Origin of the sequence: Clostridium sp. AF37-5 (assembly GCF_003477605.1) — a bacterium.
Lineage (GTDB): Bacteria > Bacillota > Clostridia > Lachnospirales > Lachnospiraceae > Eubacterium_F.
In genome coordinates this window covers 13,443-30,252 of sequence record NZ_QUDR01000009.1, presented here as the reverse complement: position 1 = coordinate 30,252, position 16,810 = coordinate 13,443, and the positions used below count along the sequence as shown (strand labels likewise).

The 16,810-nt window shown below is 39.6% G+C and carries 15 protein-coding genes, 1 pseudogene and 1 riboswitch; of the genes and pseudogenes, 5 read left to right on the top strand and 11 right to left on the bottom strand.

Annotation, left to right across the window (positions count from 1 at the left end; all coding sequences use genetic code 11):
• Positions 1-419 precede the first annotated feature (419 nt).
• A complete protein-coding gene (locus tag DW019_RS07450) occupies positions 420-1,802 on the bottom strand; it encodes an NAD(P)/FAD-dependent oxidoreductase (RefSeq protein WP_347461415.1) in 1,383 nt (460 codons plus the stop codon).
• A gap of 13 nt (positions 1,803-1,815) precedes the next feature.
• Positions 1,816-1,911: riboswitch (purine riboswitch) on the bottom strand.
• 110 nt (positions 1,912-2,021) lie between these two features.
• Here DW019_RS07450 and DW019_RS15010 point away from each other — a divergent pair.
• Both DW019_RS15010 and DW019_RS07445 read left to right on the top strand, forming a co-directional pair.
• Positions 2,022-2,162, top strand: a complete 141-nt coding sequence (locus DW019_RS15010) for a hypothetical protein (RefSeq protein WP_181974937.1) — start codon at positions 2,022-2,024, stop codon at positions 2,160-2,162.
• A 6-nt stretch (positions 2,163-2,168) separates the two neighbouring features.
• Positions 2,169-2,309, top strand: a pseudogene (locus DW019_RS07445) (winged helix-turn-helix transcriptional regulator); the annotation flags it as partial.
• 6 nt (positions 2,310-2,315) lie between these two features.
• Here DW019_RS07445 and DW019_RS07440 read toward each other — a convergent pair.
• From DW019_RS07440 to DW019_RS07430, 3 genes are read right to left on the bottom strand one after another with little or no spacing between them, the layout of a single operon-like run.
• The gene (locus DW019_RS07440) at positions 2,316-3,038 is read right to left on the bottom strand and encodes an ATP-binding cassette domain-containing protein (RefSeq protein ID WP_117478299.1); all 723 of its coding nucleotides are present in this window, start codon (positions 3,036-3,038) and stop codon (positions 2,316-2,318) included.
• On the bottom strand, positions 3,031-5,121 hold the full coding sequence (locus tag DW019_RS07435) for a hypothetical protein (RefSeq protein ID WP_117478298.1): 2,091 nt from the start codon (positions 5,119-5,121) through the stop codon (positions 3,031-3,033). The genes DW019_RS07440 and DW019_RS07435 overlap by 8 nt, the downstream gene beginning before the upstream one ends.
• A 12-nt stretch (positions 5,122-5,133) precedes the next feature.
• Positions 5,134-6,225: a hypothetical protein gene (locus DW019_RS07430; protein ID WP_117478297.1), complete on the bottom strand. Its 1,092-nt coding sequence runs from the start codon at positions 6,223-6,225 to the stop codon at positions 5,134-5,136.
• Between the two features lie 216 nt (positions 6,226-6,441).
• On the opposite strand from DW019_RS07430, the gene DW019_RS07425 reads away from it, so the two are divergent.
• From DW019_RS07425 to DW019_RS07415, 3 genes are read left to right on the top strand one after another with little or no spacing between them, the layout of a single operon-like run.
• On the top strand, positions 6,442-6,813 hold the full coding sequence (locus DW019_RS07425) for a PadR family transcriptional regulator (protein WP_022376463.1): 372 nt from the start codon (positions 6,442-6,444) through the stop codon (positions 6,811-6,813).
• 1 nt (position 6,814) lies between these two features.
• On the top strand, positions 6,815-7,252 hold the full coding sequence (locus tag DW019_RS07420) for a hypothetical protein (RefSeq protein WP_117478296.1): 438 nt from the start codon (positions 6,815-6,817) through the stop codon (positions 7,250-7,252).
• A 13-nt stretch (positions 7,253-7,265) separates the two neighbouring features.
• On the top strand, positions 7,266-7,580 hold the full coding sequence (locus DW019_RS07415) for a hypothetical protein (RefSeq protein ID WP_022376466.1): 315 nt from the start codon (positions 7,266-7,268) through the stop codon (positions 7,578-7,580).
• 15 nt (positions 7,581-7,595) lie between these two features.
• On the opposite strand, the gene DW019_RS07410 is transcribed toward DW019_RS07415, so the two are convergent.
• From DW019_RS07410 to DW019_RS07375, 7 genes are all read right to left on the bottom strand, one after another.
• Positions 7,596-8,552: a 2-dehydropantoate 2-reductase gene (locus DW019_RS07410; protein ID WP_117478295.1), complete on the bottom strand. Its 957-nt coding sequence runs from the start codon at positions 8,550-8,552 to the stop codon at positions 7,596-7,598.
• A gap of 162 nt (positions 8,553-8,714) precedes the next feature.
• Positions 8,715-10,442: an ABC transporter ATP-binding protein gene (locus DW019_RS07405; RefSeq protein ID WP_118442974.1), complete on the bottom strand. Its 1,728-nt coding sequence runs from the start codon at positions 10,440-10,442 to the stop codon at positions 8,715-8,717.
• Between the two features lies 1 nt (position 10,443).
• Positions 10,444-12,234: an ABC transporter ATP-binding protein gene (locus DW019_RS07400; RefSeq protein ID WP_118442973.1), complete on the bottom strand. Its 1,791-nt coding sequence runs from the start codon at positions 12,232-12,234 to the stop codon at positions 10,444-10,446.
• A 113-nt stretch (positions 12,235-12,347) separates the two neighbouring features.
• A complete protein-coding gene (locus DW019_RS07395) occupies positions 12,348-12,968 on the bottom strand; it encodes a TetR/AcrR family transcriptional regulator (RefSeq protein ID WP_117478292.1) in 621 nt (206 codons plus the stop codon).
• 98 nt (positions 12,969-13,066) lie between these two features.
• A complete protein-coding gene (locus DW019_RS07390) occupies positions 13,067-14,227 on the bottom strand; it encodes a MalY/PatB family protein (protein WP_117478291.1) in 1,161 nt (386 codons plus the stop codon).
• A gap of 14 nt (positions 14,228-14,241) precedes the next feature.
• Complete coding sequence (locus tag DW019_RS07385) at positions 14,242-15,087, bottom strand: DUF3737 family protein (RefSeq protein ID WP_117478290.1); 846 nt, start codon at positions 15,085-15,087, stop codon at positions 14,242-14,244.
• A 373-nt stretch (positions 15,088-15,460) separates the two neighbouring features.
• The gene (locus DW019_RS07375; protein ID WP_118442972.1) at positions 15,461-16,807 is read right to left on the bottom strand and encodes an MATE family efflux transporter; all 1,347 of its coding nucleotides are present in this window, start codon (positions 16,805-16,807) and stop codon (positions 15,461-15,463) included.
• Between the last annotated feature and the right edge of the window lie 3 nt (positions 16,808-16,810).

The window sequence follows — 16,810 nt, the reverse complement described above, 5'->3', positions numbered from 1 at the left end:
TGCTGCCTTTTGCGGAAAGCCCGCTTTCAATGTCCACTTTTACTTCATTCAAACATCCAGCCGATACACATCACTTTTCCCGTTTCTTCCAGCTAATAAAGCCATACAAATCAAAGCTTCCCGATGAAACATTGGATATCACAATGATTAGCAGGGAACCAATCCATACTCCCCCATTCTTTTTTTGTTAAACTTTTAATTGGATTACTCATAATAGTGCCTAAGCTCCTTCCTATTTTCAAAAAAATAAAGCGCCAGCATTTCCTATCTTCTAAGACCTAACGATAGAAAATCTGACGCTTAACTTTCCTACCCGGTGGCAGGAAAGTGTCGTGTTTTATTTCATTGTTATTCTAGTTATAGCATAAAAGAAAAAGCTTGTCTAGAATTTTTTAGGACAATTACTCCCACTTTCCTTATCAATTATTCACAATATGGTCTGCCACATACACGCCGCTTGCCGAAGCATGCGAAAGCGAATGTGTTACACCACTGCCATCACCAATCACATAAAGACCTTTATGTTTCGTTTCCAAATTTTCATCAATATCCACTTCCATATTATAAAATTTAACTTCCACTCCGTATAAAAGAGTGTCATCATTTGCTGTACCGGGTGCCACAGCATCAAGTGCATAAATCATTTCAATAATACCATCCATAATACGTTTTGGAAGCACCAGACTTAAATCACCGGGCGTTGCCGCAAGAGTCGGACGCACTGTACTTTCCTCAATACGATTTACCGTACTTCTCCTTCCCCTCACAAGGTCTCCAAATCTCTGAACAATCACACCACCGCCCAGCATATTGGATAGTTTTGCAATACTTTCACCATAACCATTGCTGTCTTTAAATGGCTCAGAAAAGTGCTTCGCCACAAGCAGCGCAAAATTAGTGTTTTCTGTTCTCTTTTCCGGGTCTTCAAAACTGTGTCCATTTACCGTAATAATTCCGTTTGTGTTCTCGTTCACAACCTGCCCATAAGGATTCATACAAAATGTGCGGACACGGTCCTCAAATTTCTTTGTGCGGTAAACAATTTTACTCTCATATAATTCATCGGTAAGATGCGAAAAAATAACTGCAGGAAGTTCCACGCGAACTCCGATATCTACTCGATTTGATTTTGTGGAAATATCAAGATCTTCACAAATTGACTGCATCCATTTACTTCCGCTTCGCCCAACAGAAATAATACACTCTGTACATTCTGCCTCCCCATCTTTATATAAAACCTTATAACCCTCTTGTTTTTTTTCGATTTTATCTACCGGCGTCTGGAAATAAAAATCTACTTTATCCTTTAGTTTTGCAAATAAATTTTCAAGAACTACATAGTTAATATCGGTTCCTAAATGTCTTACGGATGCATCCAAAAGTGTAAGTTTATTCTGCATACAAATCTTCTTAAACTTCGTGTTTGCCGTTGAATACATATGCGTTTTTGCACCACCATAAGCACAATTAATCTCGTCGACATATTTCATTAGCGAAATTGCCTTTTCCCTTCCAATATACTCATAAAGTGTCCCACCAAAATCATTCGTAATATTATATTTTCCATCCGAAAAAGCGCCTGCGCCGCCAAAGCCACTCATAATTGCACAGGATTTACAATTAATACAAGACTTTACTTTATCTCCATCAATCGGACATTTGCGTTTCTCTAAAGAATATCCCTTTTCAAATACGGCAACTTTCAGAGACGGATTCTTCTTCGTCAACTCGTACGCTGAAAAAATACCTCCCGGTCCGGCACCTACAATAATTACATCATATTTCATATTCGTGTCCTCCATTTCATAACAAATAAAAAACTACCATAATTGTTATAGTAAACTATTACGGTAGTTCGTAGAAACGTTTGACCAATTACAAACCTATATAACACTGAAATCATATCATAGATTGCGGGCAGCTGCAAGTGTTTCGCACTTTTTTGTGGAATCGGCAATACAAATTTTCAATAAATTTCGATATTCCTGCTCTTCAAAAGTACCCCTAAAGGAGGATTTTTTATGAGTGATTTTGATAAAATACAATCTCTTTTACAAGAAAGAGCAGACTGTAATGCTAGAATAAATTTAATTCCATACGAAGGAGAAGATATAAATGTAATTAGCAATTTTCTAAAGGAAAAGTGCTGGAAAACCTTTTAATCTCTAGACGGTCTCATCACCCGAACCGTTTACCCAGAAGTTCCTCCTCATGTAGAATATGCTCTGAGCGAAACGGGCGAATCCATGAGACCGATTCTTATGGCAATGCAAAGCTGGGGCACAAATTACAAGAAAACTTTAAAATAATTTTACCTATTTTTCTCCCTTATCACCAAAATAATTCATATACACATCCTCTAAATTATTTCCATCAACGGCATGAACCAAATGTTCCGGCGTATCATCTGCCACCAGTTCTCCCGCCTTCATGATGAGAATCCGGTCTGCAATACTTTCGACATCACTTACCACATGAGTTGCTAATAAAATTATTTTATTCTGAGACAACTGATGAATATAGTTTCTCAAATTGACACGTTCTTTCGGATCAAGTCCTGCTGTCGGTTCATCCAAAATTAGAAGTTTGGGATTGCCTAATAATGCCTGAGCCAGCAAAACACGCTGTTTCATTCCCCCGGAAAACCCGCCAATTTTTTTATCCGCCACATGTGACAAGTGAACAATTTCTAAAAGATTTTCAATCTGCTTTTTTGCTTCTTTTTTTCGGAGTCCTTTCAATTCCGCCATATAAACCAAAAACATGCGGGCAGAAAAACTTTCATAAAATCCCTGCTGCTGTGGCATATATCCTACTTTTTCCAGATAACTTCCCCCCATCTTTAATATCTCTTTTCCATCATACAAAATTTCACCGGAATCCCTTTTTACATTATCCGTAAGCAAATTCATTAGTGTACTCTTCCCAGCTCCATTCGCTCCGAGCATACCATAAATACCATCTTCAAATGTATAAGAAAAACTTTTCAATGCCACCTTTTTCCCATATGTCTTTCGCAAATTTTTTATTTCAATCATTTACATTCCTCCATCTTCGATATGTAACAAAAATGCTTATACAGAGACACAACAATACAAAGATACCAACAAAAATGGTTTTCCTGCCCCTCTGCGTTCCAAGTACCATATATTCTGAAACACCGGAAATCACTGTAAAAATTAACAATGACAGCGAAATCATCTGTGCTTTTTCTACCCGTTCTGTCGTAGATGATATCATCAGGCACAGATTGGCAACCATCATATAAATTAAAAAGCGCATAAAAATCCAGATACACAAAAACTGTCCGATGCTAATGGAAAAAGGCACATTTTGTAAAAATGATATATTTTGAACCGGTGCACTCAAACCATCTAAATTATATAAACGCCCTGCTTCATAAATCTCCGCTCCAACAGTCAGACCACAGGTAAATACCGCCGTAATTACCGCACAGACTTCCTTTCGTAAGAAAAAGCTCTTCCTGCCTTTTTTTGTACACCGCAGAATAAAGCGGACACCGGACTGCCTCTCCATAGCATAACATCCGGACAACATAAATATCATGGCAAGTATTGCCAGTGCACCGTGAACCATTCGGTCAGATACATTTCCTTTACCAAACAGCCAACGATACCCGGTTTCATTCAGCCACCAGCCATCAATTCCCTGTTTTTCCAGTTTTTCTGCATAATTTAACCGCTCTTCAAGTTTCAAAGCCATTGCCCTTGTTGCCTCGTAGGACTCATAAATATCATCTGCTTCTTTTAATGATTCCCCCGATGCTTTGGCACGGTTCTCCTCAACCTTTTTCAATTCTTTTGTTATTTTTTCATATGGCTGCATCGTCTCTTTTGTAATATGTCCGGTATTTTGTTCATAAAAATGATTTAATTGTTCCCGTGCCGGACTAACCATTAAATCCTCCATGGAAATGCCGCTTACAATCAAATACACAAAAATAATAGCAGCAAAGATTCCCTTTCCATAGAATAATGTTTTATATAATTCAAATCCAATCCCGTGACAATGACACAAAATCTTTTTCCACCATTCATTCACCCGCTCCAGTACACGCTCCACAATTCCTGCCGCATAAAACGGTCTCGTCCTCTTATTAATATAACAGGCAGCAATCCCTGCGGCAGCACAAAATACAATAGCAGTTCCCTGCACAAATTCCCGCAGATTAACCAGTATACCGCCTATCCGGAAATTGACATATTCTAAAAATGTTTCTTTTGGACTTGCCAAAAACCATAAATTGAAATATCGCAAGACACAAAGCGGATGCTGTTGTGGGATAAGATGATACAAAGCAAATGCCGTTCCATAAATTAAAACCACCAAAACCAGTCCCAGATTTCGGTTATGTACCAGTGAGAGGAACGCCCACACAAACAATCCCGTAAACATCATTAAAAGTGTACAAATCACCCAATAATATATCAAAAAACCAGATACAGAAAGGGGAAGGGTAAAATCTTTTAGCGCAATAACCGACTGTGCCGGCGAAGATAGGATTCCACTGCCTCCGTAGTCAAAAAAAGCCATCCACAATGTTTCAGAAAAAATAAAAAAGCTAAATAGCAGCGTTAAAAACAAAAAGATACCTAATCGTTTTACTGCCAATTTCATTCTTCCCGCTTTACAGCTATAAGTAATCTGCCAGAGCCCCGACTTCCTTTCATCAAAAAAATTTAGAACCGTTACAATAATAAACAAAAGGAAAACATAAAAAATTTCATCATATTCCAAAAATTCGGACATCGCCTTTTCAGAATGTGAAACATCTATATTGACTCCTTTTATCCTTGCAAAATCTTTTTTTGTCCGCTGGATATTTTGATTAACAAATGAGTTTTCATCCGAAAAAATACTAATCTCGGACAAAGTTTCCGACTGTGCATCCATCTCCTTTATTTTACTAACAAACTCTTCTTTTGCCGTTTCCTGATCTTCCTGCCACACATCAAGGGTATCCTGTCTCGTTTCTTTGTCTCTTAACGCCTGCAAATTATCCATTTGATAATATTGAAACAAAAACAAATTTGCAATTAATAATACAAATACGGCAAGCAGATATTTTTTTTGACAAACAATTCTTCTTAATTCTCCCATAATAACTCCCCTCTATTTCAAAGTAGAAATCTCCTTTAAATTCAGTATTTGATAAGTTTCTTTTTCTATATTTTGAAGCAGTACTTGTTTGGAATCAGACCAGATAATTTCCGGACTATTTTCTGTCATGTTTTTTCTCTCACAAATCACATTTCCATCATAATCCACAACCATAATCCTCCGGTCTGATACCGAGTCTGCACATGGTTCATTATCAAAATATATATACTTTTCGTCCCGGCATACACTACAGATTTCATATTGCCACTCAAACAGTTTCTTTTCATTTTTACCATTCTCATCATATGAACGAAGTCCTTTTCCATCTTGGTAGCAAAAATAGCGTTCTCCCCTGACAGCCAGTAGAGCCTCGCCCTTAGGAATATTTAATTTTTTACTAGAACCCTCTAAAATGTTCCATTCGTAATTCAATAATTCTTCCTCTGTCCCATCCTTATCCAAATAACAGCTTGTCGTAAAATAAATATGATTTCCCCTTGTTTCATTAACATGAATAAGCGGCACATATCCTGTCACCTGAGCAACTTCCTTTTTTTCATCCGAGGAATCCAAAAGAATCTGATACAATGTCTGTGTCTTCTTTTCTCTGTCTTTCTGCATCCAGTTCACTGCCATATAGCCATAGCCTCTATGTATCGTAAAATCTAGCGAGCAGCCGGAATCACCACTATCATAGCGAAACAGTACTTTCAATTCTTCTCTCTGGCTTCCATCCAGGCTGATTCGATACAAAGAACAGGTTAATTCTTCCGAACCTCCGGCTACTACATAAAGATTTCCGGCATATGCCTGAATATTCTCCGGATGAGTAAAATGGGCATTACATGAATTATCTTTGTGTTTGCAATTTGGTTTTCCACATAACGGAACTGCTTTTTTCGATTTTTTATCAATGAAATAAACATATTGATCCTGTAACACATAAAATCCATTTTCTGTTGCTGCTGCATTTCTTATCATGGAAAAATTCTGTGCATCCTGTTCTTGATTATAGTTCTCACCATAATCCTTCTGATTGGTTCCACCGCAGCCGGTAAGACAAATACATAAAAGAATATACGCTGCAATAATAATTTTTTTCATTTGAAACTACTCCCTTCTCTTATTATTTAAATCTAGTTTTTCTTTCAACTTTAGATTTGTTATTTCTTTTTTAGAATAACATCGTATGTAGCAAATGTCAAATACTATTTATTAAAAAGTATTGATGTTATATAATAAAGTTGACAACATGATTTATATAAGATAAAATAAAACTCAGAAAATTTTATGGTGATACATATATAAAGGTGTGAAAAAATGGCAAAACAAACTAGAAAAGTAAACACAATAAAAAATGGCACCATTGAATTGGTTTTGTTACTATTATTGCAAACGAACAAAAAATATGGATATCAACTGGCACAGGAAATGTCCGAATTAAGCAATGGTAAATATGAATTAAAAGAAGCGACTATGTATCCAACTCTTTATCGTTTAAATCAAAATGGCTATTTGGATTTTGAACAGGTTAAAGTTGGCGTTCGTCGGACACGTGTTTACTATTCTATCACGGAAAGTGGCAGATTAAGATTAAAAAATCTTTTACAAGAATATGATACCATTACTTCAGCAATTGATACCATCATTTCTTGTGTCTCGCAAGTGGATAATAAAAACGGGGAGGATTAACATGCAACGAAATATCACAAAAAAATACCTAAGACAAATTCGAAGACTCTATAAGGGAAAACATAAAATAAAAAAAAATTTTCTAGATGAGTTAGAACAAGACTTATTACATTATCAAAAAACTCATCCAAATGCAGATTACAATGATTTGCTGACGCAATTTGGAGAACCATCAGAAATTCAAAACATGGTCTCCTATCACTCACTCACAAAACTCCATCCAAGAAATATGATTTTATATTGGTGCAGTTTTTCTGTCTTTTTTATAATACTCATTATTCTTATATGGCTTACAATTCAGCATGTATGTGCTATGCGTGAATACGCTGATGGATATTATGTGGAATACTTTGAAGAAGACAATAAAAATATACAAAACATAAATCCTATAAATGGAAACCCAGACCCAACACCAGTGCAAGAAATCACTTTTGATTAGGAGGTTACAATCCATGCTCAAAAAACATCAAATCAAAAAAATCATAAAGCAAATGGTTCCTTCCTCTGTTTATTCAAATCCTCAACGGAAAATGCTGAGAGAAACTGCAAAAACAGAGTTGTATGATTATATAACTAAATATCCAGATGCAACCTATGCAAATTTACAACAACAATTTTGTGACAACGAGATAATTAATTCCAAGCAAATGCAAACAAGCAAAAAAATCATGAAATTAATGATAGGTATCGGCGGACTATTATTTATTGCCTGCCTTATTGCTTATTTTATTGCAGACAATTTGGAGCCGCCGACCTATGTTTTTTAATTTCTTTATAATCCCCTACTTAAACATCACCGGCTCCTCATTTCCTCCGCGATAATCAAAGACACCTTCATTCTTTTCTTCTAACGCCTTAATCATATGATAGGTATACTCATTATATGGCGTCGGGATACCAAGTTCCTTTCCCATGCGTATAAGCGCACCGGAAAACATCTCAATTTCCGTCTGTCTCCCTGCATCCAAATCCTGCAAAGTAGAATATCTCGCACTTGGCGGCACGGCGCTTCTTTGTGTCGAAGTATTTTCCACCTTTGACATATCGATTCCCTTTGCCAGCGCAATTGCCTCAAGTTCTTCCTTAAGTTTATCACTGATTTTTTTCATGTGAACACTATCCCGGTAGCAGCCGACCCCGGCACCCAAAATTGCCTGTGGCAGGTTGTTGCACACATTTAACCGGTATTTGCTCCACACCTCTTCACGAATATATTTTGTCGCACGAAAATGGATTTCTGTTCTTCCAAACAATTCTTTTACCGCCTGCACCCGCTCACTGTCATAGGGTGTCTTCAATTCTCCAAAAATAATTCCTATCGTTGTTTCCGGATTGAAATAAAAGCCCGTTTTCTCTTTATGAGAAGCAATCTTAATGACAGAATATAATACGTGTGGCTCTCCCACTTCCTTTGCAATAATTTCCTCACTATCAACGCCATTCATCAGACTCATAACAATTGTATTTTCTCCCACAGCCTCTTTGATACTTGGCAGAGCCTTTAAAAGTGCATTGTATTTGAGAGCAACCACTAATAAATCTGCTTTCTTTGCTTCCTTTGGCGCCCACACCTGCGGGCGATAAACCTTATCATTGATAAGACATCCCTCCCTCCGAATGCGCTCCGCTCTTTCTCCCTCTGCGATGACACCAAGTTCTACATCATCCAAAGCAGAAATCCCCCAGATAACATAGGAACCAACTGCCCCTGCTCCTAAAACGGCTACGGAATGTATCATTTTATTTTCCTCTTTTCTTCATATTTTCTTTTTTATCCAGCAATGCGGACAGCCTTCGTCCTCATCTTCAACTCCATATCCACAAAAGTTTTTCCGATACGATAGGAAATGCTGTGCCAGTTCATACATTTCTATTCTATGCAGTTTTTTCGTATTCTGCCTCTACAGTGCCCAGTCCGCAGCAAGGTTCTGCGTCTTCACCATATTGGCATAAATACCGTCTTTCGCATCCAGCTCAGATGGCGTTCCACTCTCTGCTACCACACCGTCTTTTAATACTACTATTTTATCCGCATTTGCAACCGTTCTCATACGGTGAGCAATAATCATGACCGTCTTGTCTTTAATTAAACGAGACAAAGATTCCTGAATCATCGTCTCATTGTCTACATCCAACGAAGCCGTCGCCTCATCTAAAAGAATAATCGGTGCATCCTTTAAAAAGGCTCTGGCAATCGAAATTCTCTGTCTTTCTCCACCGGAAAGTTCCGATCCGTTTTCTCCGATTACCGTATTCCAGCCGTCGGAAAGTTTTTCTGCGAACTCATCGCAGTGAGCAAGTTTTGCCGCCGCAAGCACTTCTTCATCCGTTGCATCCATTTTACCGATTCGTATATTTTCAAGAATTGTATTATTAAACAACGTAACATCCTGAAATACAATTGAATACAGTGACATCAAAGTCTCCGGGTCTACTTTGGAAATATCCATGCCGCCGACTGTTATGCTGCCGCGGTTTGCATCCCAGAAACGGGAGGCAAGACGGGAAACTGTCGTTTTACCGCCACCGGATGGTCCAATCAATGCTGTAACCTCTCCCTGCTTTGCCACAAAGGAAACATCTTTCAACACCACATCACCGGTCTCGTAAGAAAATCCCACATTGGAAAATTCAATGTTATAACCGTCATTCTTCATTGTGTTTGTACCGTCCTGTACTTCATGTGACAAGATTTCATCTAACCGGTCACTCTGAACACCGGAAGCAATAACTGCTGCCAGATTTTGCAGAGAAACCTGCATTGGGTCATAAATTCTTGATACTACCATCAAGAACATGAAAAAGGTAAGAATATCTAATTCCCCTTTTGCTAACAATACACCACCAACAAGTGCAACGGTAGCAATTCCAAGTTTCAAAATCATCTGTGAACTTCCGACAAATACAGCTGTTCCAAGCTCTGTTACAATCGCATGCTTTTCAACCGCCTTAATTTTTGCAGTCAGTCCTTTCATGTAATCTTCCTGCGTATTATAAGCCTGCAAATCTCTTACATTTTCCAGGCACTCCTGAATACCGTCTGCACATGCCATTTTCAATACCATCTGTTTTCTATTCAAACTCTTCTGTACTTTTCCCGAACATCCGACAATGAGAAATGAAACCGGAAGTACCCAGAGTGCTGCAATCGCCATACGCCAGTCAAAGAAAAATAAACCAACCGCAATCAAAGCTGTCGAAATGCACGCACCAAAAAGTTCCGGAATGAAATGAGAAGATGCTGTCTCCATCTGTGCGCAGTCATTCATAATTGTGCTTGTTAAGTCTGACAAGTCTTTTTTCCCGAAGAAAGAAAGCGGAATTTTTCTTAATTTCTCAGCTAATGTTACTCTTCGGACACCACTTTCAACGTAGGTCGATAAAAACGTGGCATTGTACTGAATGTATGTTGAAATACCAATCAATACAAATGTAATCAAACACCCTGCCACATAAAAGAGAACTTTATCCCCTAAATTTCCTGCCATATAGTCTCTTACTAAATAATACAAAAGGGCAACCGGCACCATAAGTATAATATTCGAAATGGTAGCGGAAATAATTGCTTTTATCATATCCGATGCTCCCTGTTTGGAAAGAGCATATTTATGCATCAATTTTTCTATCATATTACACACCTACCTTCCAGCTTACAGATTGATTGTATGCTTTCCACATGTGTGCATACAGCCCTTCTGCATCTTTTAATTCTTCATGTTTTCCTGCCTGTCTGATTTCGCCATCCTGCAAAACAAAGATACGGTCAACACCGGTAACAGAAGAAAGTCTGTGTGCAATCATAATCACGGTTTTTCCTTTTGAGAGTTTTGCAAATGCTGCCTGAACTTTCACCTCATTATCCGGGTCAGCAAACGCTGTCGCCTCATCCAAAATCAGAATCGGTGCATTTTTCAGCATTGCTCTTGCGATGGAAATACGCTGTGCCTCTCCACCGGATAAATAAGTTCCTTTGGAACCGATTACGGTATCAATACCATTTGGCAGTTTTTCGATAATATCTTCACACTGTGCATTTTTTAATGCCTCCATGACTTCCTCACGGGTCGCATCTTTTTTACCCATGCGCACGTTGTCATAGATGGACATTTTCAAAAGTTTGCTGTCCTGGAACACAAACGATACGGTATCCATCAGCTTTTTCTGCTCAATATCCTTTACATCCACGCCGCCGATTTTTATGCTGCCCTTTGTCACATCAGAAAACCGCGCAATCAGACGCGCAATCGTTGTCTTTCCACCACCGGATGGTCCGACAAACGCAACCTGCTCACCGGCATGAATTTCAAGATTGATATTTTTCAGTGCATCCTTTGAAGCACCTTCATATCGGAACGAAACGCCATCAAAGCAAATGGAAGTGTCGTTTGACGTCTTTTTAGCCGTGCTCTGTGTAAGTGGTTTTTTATTGAGAATTCCATCAATTCTCGTAAGTGCATCTTCAACAATCATCGTATTTTCACCGGCGTACATCATCTTTGTTAAGGTAACCGTGATAATTGGTGTGATAATTATATAAAACAGTAAATTTAAAAGAAATGTGTTGTCCACTGCTCCACTATTTACCCCGCCAAAGAAAAATGCTGCTGCAATCAAAATAGCAAATACTGCATTAATTGATACCGTGTATACCGTCATCGGAATGCGCATATCTTTTGTGTAAGAAATCGTCCATTTTTCGTAATTTTTAATTGCCTCACGAAATCTCTTGAACGAAAAGACAGACTGACCAAATGTCTTTACGACGGGGATACCACGAACGTATTCTACAGCTTCACTTGACATTTCTTCGAGTGCATTCTGGTATTCTGCCATTTTCTTTTTCATATTTTCGCCCATCATGCTTCCCATCACAAGAAAAGCTACCCCAACCGGAATCAGACACAAAAGTCCAAGCCGCCAGTCAAATACGAAAAGAAGAATCGCAAGACCAATCGGCGTAGCAGCTGCCACGCATTTATCCGGCAGCTGGTGAGCTAAATAGGTCTCGGTTGCTGCACTGGATTCATTCACAACTTTTCTTACTTTTCCACTTCCCTCTTCATCCATAAAACCAAGTGGCAGCGTTAAAATATGTTTCATCAGCCCAACTCTTATATTTGCCTGTACGCGAAATGCGGACAAATGCGAACAAATCAAAGCTCCGATATAGATAAGCATGGACAATATCGCAAATCCAACCGCACTCCATCCATAAGCCGACAGATTTTCTGCATCTGCATAATTTGGTGCCACGTAGAGCACCCCTTTGATTATGCGCCAGATAAAATAGAATGGAACAAGTGCAACAAACGCACTTATCGCAGCAAGAATCCAGGATGCAATGGTAAGATATTTATACTTTCCGGCATAAACAAATAACCGCTGCATCGAACTTTGCTTTGTTTCTTTCTTCTTTGCCATCTAAGAAAGCCTCCTTCAAATACTATTCGTGTCACATAACTAGTGTAAGTTATAACTAACCAAAGATTTAAAAGAGGGGCTGCTTTCACTCCATGCAGCCTTCCTTTTTATATTCAATCTTTTTCATAAATAACACGCCATCCGGCACAGTGATATTTTGCAAGCATATCAATATATCGGAGTGCCTCATCCTTTGGCATGTTGTGCCTAACCACTTCAAAAAAACTTTCAAAAAGGGCCTTATTCATAATATGTGAAAATTCACCGGTAATAGGACTTTCCTTTTGGGGGTCAATCCCCGCTGTCTCCATGTATTTGACCGTATACTCTGTCTCAATCTCCACTAAATGTTCCACAAAATTTTGAAATTTTGTTCCATAAGAACCATCCACCAAAAGTTGAAACTCCTGTAAATGCTCATACATGAATAAAACCATCTGGCGCATACCATCTCTCGTTAAATCATCCATAATTTCCGGCTGCTTCTCCGGGTCCGTCTGATGAAACTTTTCCTGTATGCCACGGAACATCCGGACAAATTCTTCTGCTGCCGTCTCAACAATTGCACTAAAAAGTCCTTCTTTTCCACCATACCGGGAATAAATTGAACCCGTCGTAGTTCCGGCTTTTGCAGCAATATTCCGAAGGGATGCATCCACATACCCTTTTTCAAGAAATTCCTTCTTTGCACATGTTTCTATTTTCTCAGAAACACCTTCCAATGGTTTTGACACCTGTACCTCCAATCCATAACACCGTTATATAACACTGTTATGAGTATAATCTTGCGTCTTTCTTTTGTCAATGCCTTACCGCTTATTGCGACATTTTATCATTTTATCTGTGTGATTGCCTGAGACAGCCGTTTTAATCCATCCATCATCCGCTCTCTTGGGCACGCTAAGTTCATTCGGAAAAAGTGTTTTCCATCCCCGCCAAAGACATTGCCATCGGATAAATATAATCCGGTTTTCTCGCGAATCTTTTGTACCAGCTCTTTCGCATTCTGTGAAACCTCCTCACAATTAACCCATAAAAGATAGGTTGCATCGGACAAAATCACCGTCAATTCCGGAATTTTCTCCTGAATATATGACGTAGCGACACGTTTGTTTTCCGAAATATAGGCACGCAATTCGTCAAGCCACACTTCTCCTTTTGTAAATGCTGCTACTGCCGCATCAATGGCAAATGCATTTGGCTCCGCCACCTCATCGGTATTCAGTCCCCGCCATACTTTGTGACGAATCACCGGATTTGGAACCGAAACTGCCGCCGTCTGCAAACCGGCAATATTAAACGCTTTCGTCGGCGCAATGCACGTAACGCTGTTGTCACGGCACGCCTCGGAAACAGAAGCAAAGGGAACATATTCACACTCGGGCTCCGTTAAATCACAATGAATTTCATCGGACACAACAATCACATGATATTTTTGACACAGCTCGCCGATTCTTGAGAGCGTCGCACGGTCCCATATCTTGCCCCCCGGATTATGAGGGTTACAGAGAATCATAAGGGTTGTCTGAGGATCCGCCAGTTTTTGCTCCAAATCTTCAAAATCCACCCGGTAATTTCCATCTTCCAGCACAAGCGGACTTTCCAACACCTGACGTCCGTTGTTGAGAATTGAATTGAAAAAGATGTTGTACACCGGTGTGTGAATCAGCACTTTTTCTGCCGGCGTTGTCAGTTTTCTGACAATGGAAGAAATGGCAGGCACCACACCTGTACAGAAAACAAGCCAATCCTTTTCCATTTCAAAATGATGTCTTTTTTTCCACCAGCCAACATATGCCTCATACCATTGTTCCGGAATCACGGTATAACCAAAAATCCCATGATTCAAGCGTTTTTTCATTGCTTCCAGAACACACGGTGCGGTCGCAAAATCCATGTCCGCCACCCACATCGGCAATTCATTTTCCTCCACATCCCACTTCAGCGATGCGGTGTTTCTGCGGTCAATCATCTCATCAAAATTGCTTGCCATGAAAATTTTCCTCCTTATACTGTCTCCTCACAAATAATTTTTGTCTTCGACGGGTCTATTTTATCCTTTTCCAAAATGAGTTTTCCAATGCTTTTTGCGCGGATTTCTCCACTTGTCGGATTCAATACACTATCAATCGTGTTAGTAATCTGTGCATCCACCGTCGAATACTCAAATGCCAGCGTCGTATTAATTAATTTGCAGTCTTTCATCACCAAATGATCAATGTAACACATGCCCTGAAGGCTCTCAATCGTACAGCCAATCAGTGTCAGATTTTTTGCATTCCATCCAAGATATTCACCCGAAATAAAGGAATCGTAAACGGTTACATTTTCACTGTTCCAAAATGCGTCCTTGGACAACAATTTGGAATTTTTGATTTCTACATTTTTTACGCCATCAAACGAATAATTTCCATAAAGTGTCAGACCGTCAATCTTCATATCTTTGCTGTTCATGGCAAAATAATCGCCTTTTGCCATCACATCATTCAAAACAACATCCTGACAGTTCCACAATGTTTCCTCTGCATTTGGAATGGACACGCGGGAAAGTGTTAAATCCACACATCGGCGGAAATTTTTAGGTGCCTCAATTGCACAATCTTCAACAACCATATGGTTCGTATACCACACACCGGCACGCGCCATATCAAACCACGTGCTGTCTTTTACAGAAATGGAGTCCGAATACCACAGCGGATATTTCCACTTAAACATACTGTTTCTTAATTCAATATTATGACTTTCTTTCAATGGAGATTCTCCATCGTCAAATATCGTATCGTATATTTTCAAATCCGCACCTTGAAATAAGGCACGCTCACCAGTCAAAAACTGTTGTCTGATTTCTTTCATCACAAATACCTCCTGTATCTGGGCTAAAAATAATTGGTAGCACCAATAACATACTATTTCCTATTATAGTTTCTTGCTTTAAAATGTCAAATGGTTGTTGGGTGGTTTTTTGTTTTCCGTAATTCTGTAGTAAAGCTTTATAGAAACTCTGAAAAGGAACGAAACACATCCATAAGATGAACTGAGTTTGGCTGGTTTTGTTTATTTCAAGTTTCCGAGATTGGTTTCTTTGGCTGCCCATAATTCCGTAGAAAAATTTTGTGACTCGTGGGTTTTGAGTACGTCGGTATGCGGCACTGGTAGTTTCAGTGCCCATACCGCTACGCACTCAACAAGTGGGAGCGCCCACGAGGTTCAAAACTTTTCTACGAAATTATGGGAACCGAAAAAAGTGCCCTCGAAAACTTGAAACAATCCCCACCATTCCCACCAAATCAGCGAGTCCCCACCCGATTGGTATCGCCGCCCAGATTCCTATCACGCCGGTGTGGAAAAGTCCGGTGAGTGCATAGGCAAGAAGCACTCTCGTTCCCAGTGAGATTATCGTAAGAACCACCGAGACAACCGGCTTGTCCACCGCGCGGTAATATCCATAGAGCAAAAACAAAATACCGATTCCAACATAGAAAGCGCCTTCTACCCGGAGATATTCGGCGCCGGCAGCTGATATGGCACTGCCCTCGTTTGTAAAAAATCCCATCAGCGTGTCAGCAAATCCAAAGACAGCTGCACTGATTACAAGGCAAAAAATCAATACGCTGACGAGTGCCAGCAGAAATCCTTTCCGGATGCGGGCATACTTCTTTGCCCCGTAATTCTGTGCCACAAAAAAGGAAAAGGCATTTCCAAAATCCTGCACAGGCATATACGCAATCGTGTCAATTTTGACCGCCACGGAAAACGCTGCCATAATCGTTGTACCAAAAGAATTGACTAATCCCTGTATCATCAGGATGCCAAAGTTCATAACGGACTGCTGCAAACACGTAAACCCGGACAAAGAAAGAATCTGCCGGAAGTTCTTTTTTTCCCATGTGAAATCTTTTTTCGCAGGGCACAAATCAGAATACCGGAAGAGAAAATAAAGCATAAGACCGATACCTGCTATATATTGGGAAATAACGGTTGCCACGGCAGCACCCGCAATACCAAATGAGAATGTCACAACAAACAAAAGGTCAAGTCCGATATTAAGTGCGACTGAAATCCCAAGAAAAACAAGTGGCAGCACCGAATTTCCGATACTCCTGAGAACACTTGCAAAATAGTTATACAAAAAAATAGCAAAGAATCCGGCAAACACATATATGAGATACGTTACCATATCCTCTACGGTTTCTGCCGGAACCTGCAAAAGATAAGTAAGTGGTCTTACGAATCCATACAACAGTATTGTCAAAACGATCGAAAGACTACCAATTGCCGTAAAGGACATAAAAATCCCATTTCGGAAAGTCTCTTTTTCTCTCCTACCGTATGCCATCGAAAAAAAGGCACCTGCTCCCAGACACAGACCAATAACAACCGAAGTCAAAAATGTCATCAACGTATACGATGCGCCAACTGCCGCCAGTGCCCTTTTGCCAAGATAACGCCCGACCACCCATGTATCGACCAGGTTATAAAACTGCTGCAGCACATTGCCAAGCATGAGAGGAAGTGCAAAAATCCAGAGGCTCTTTACAATTGCTCCCTTCGTTAAATCTCGTTCCTGTCTCATCCT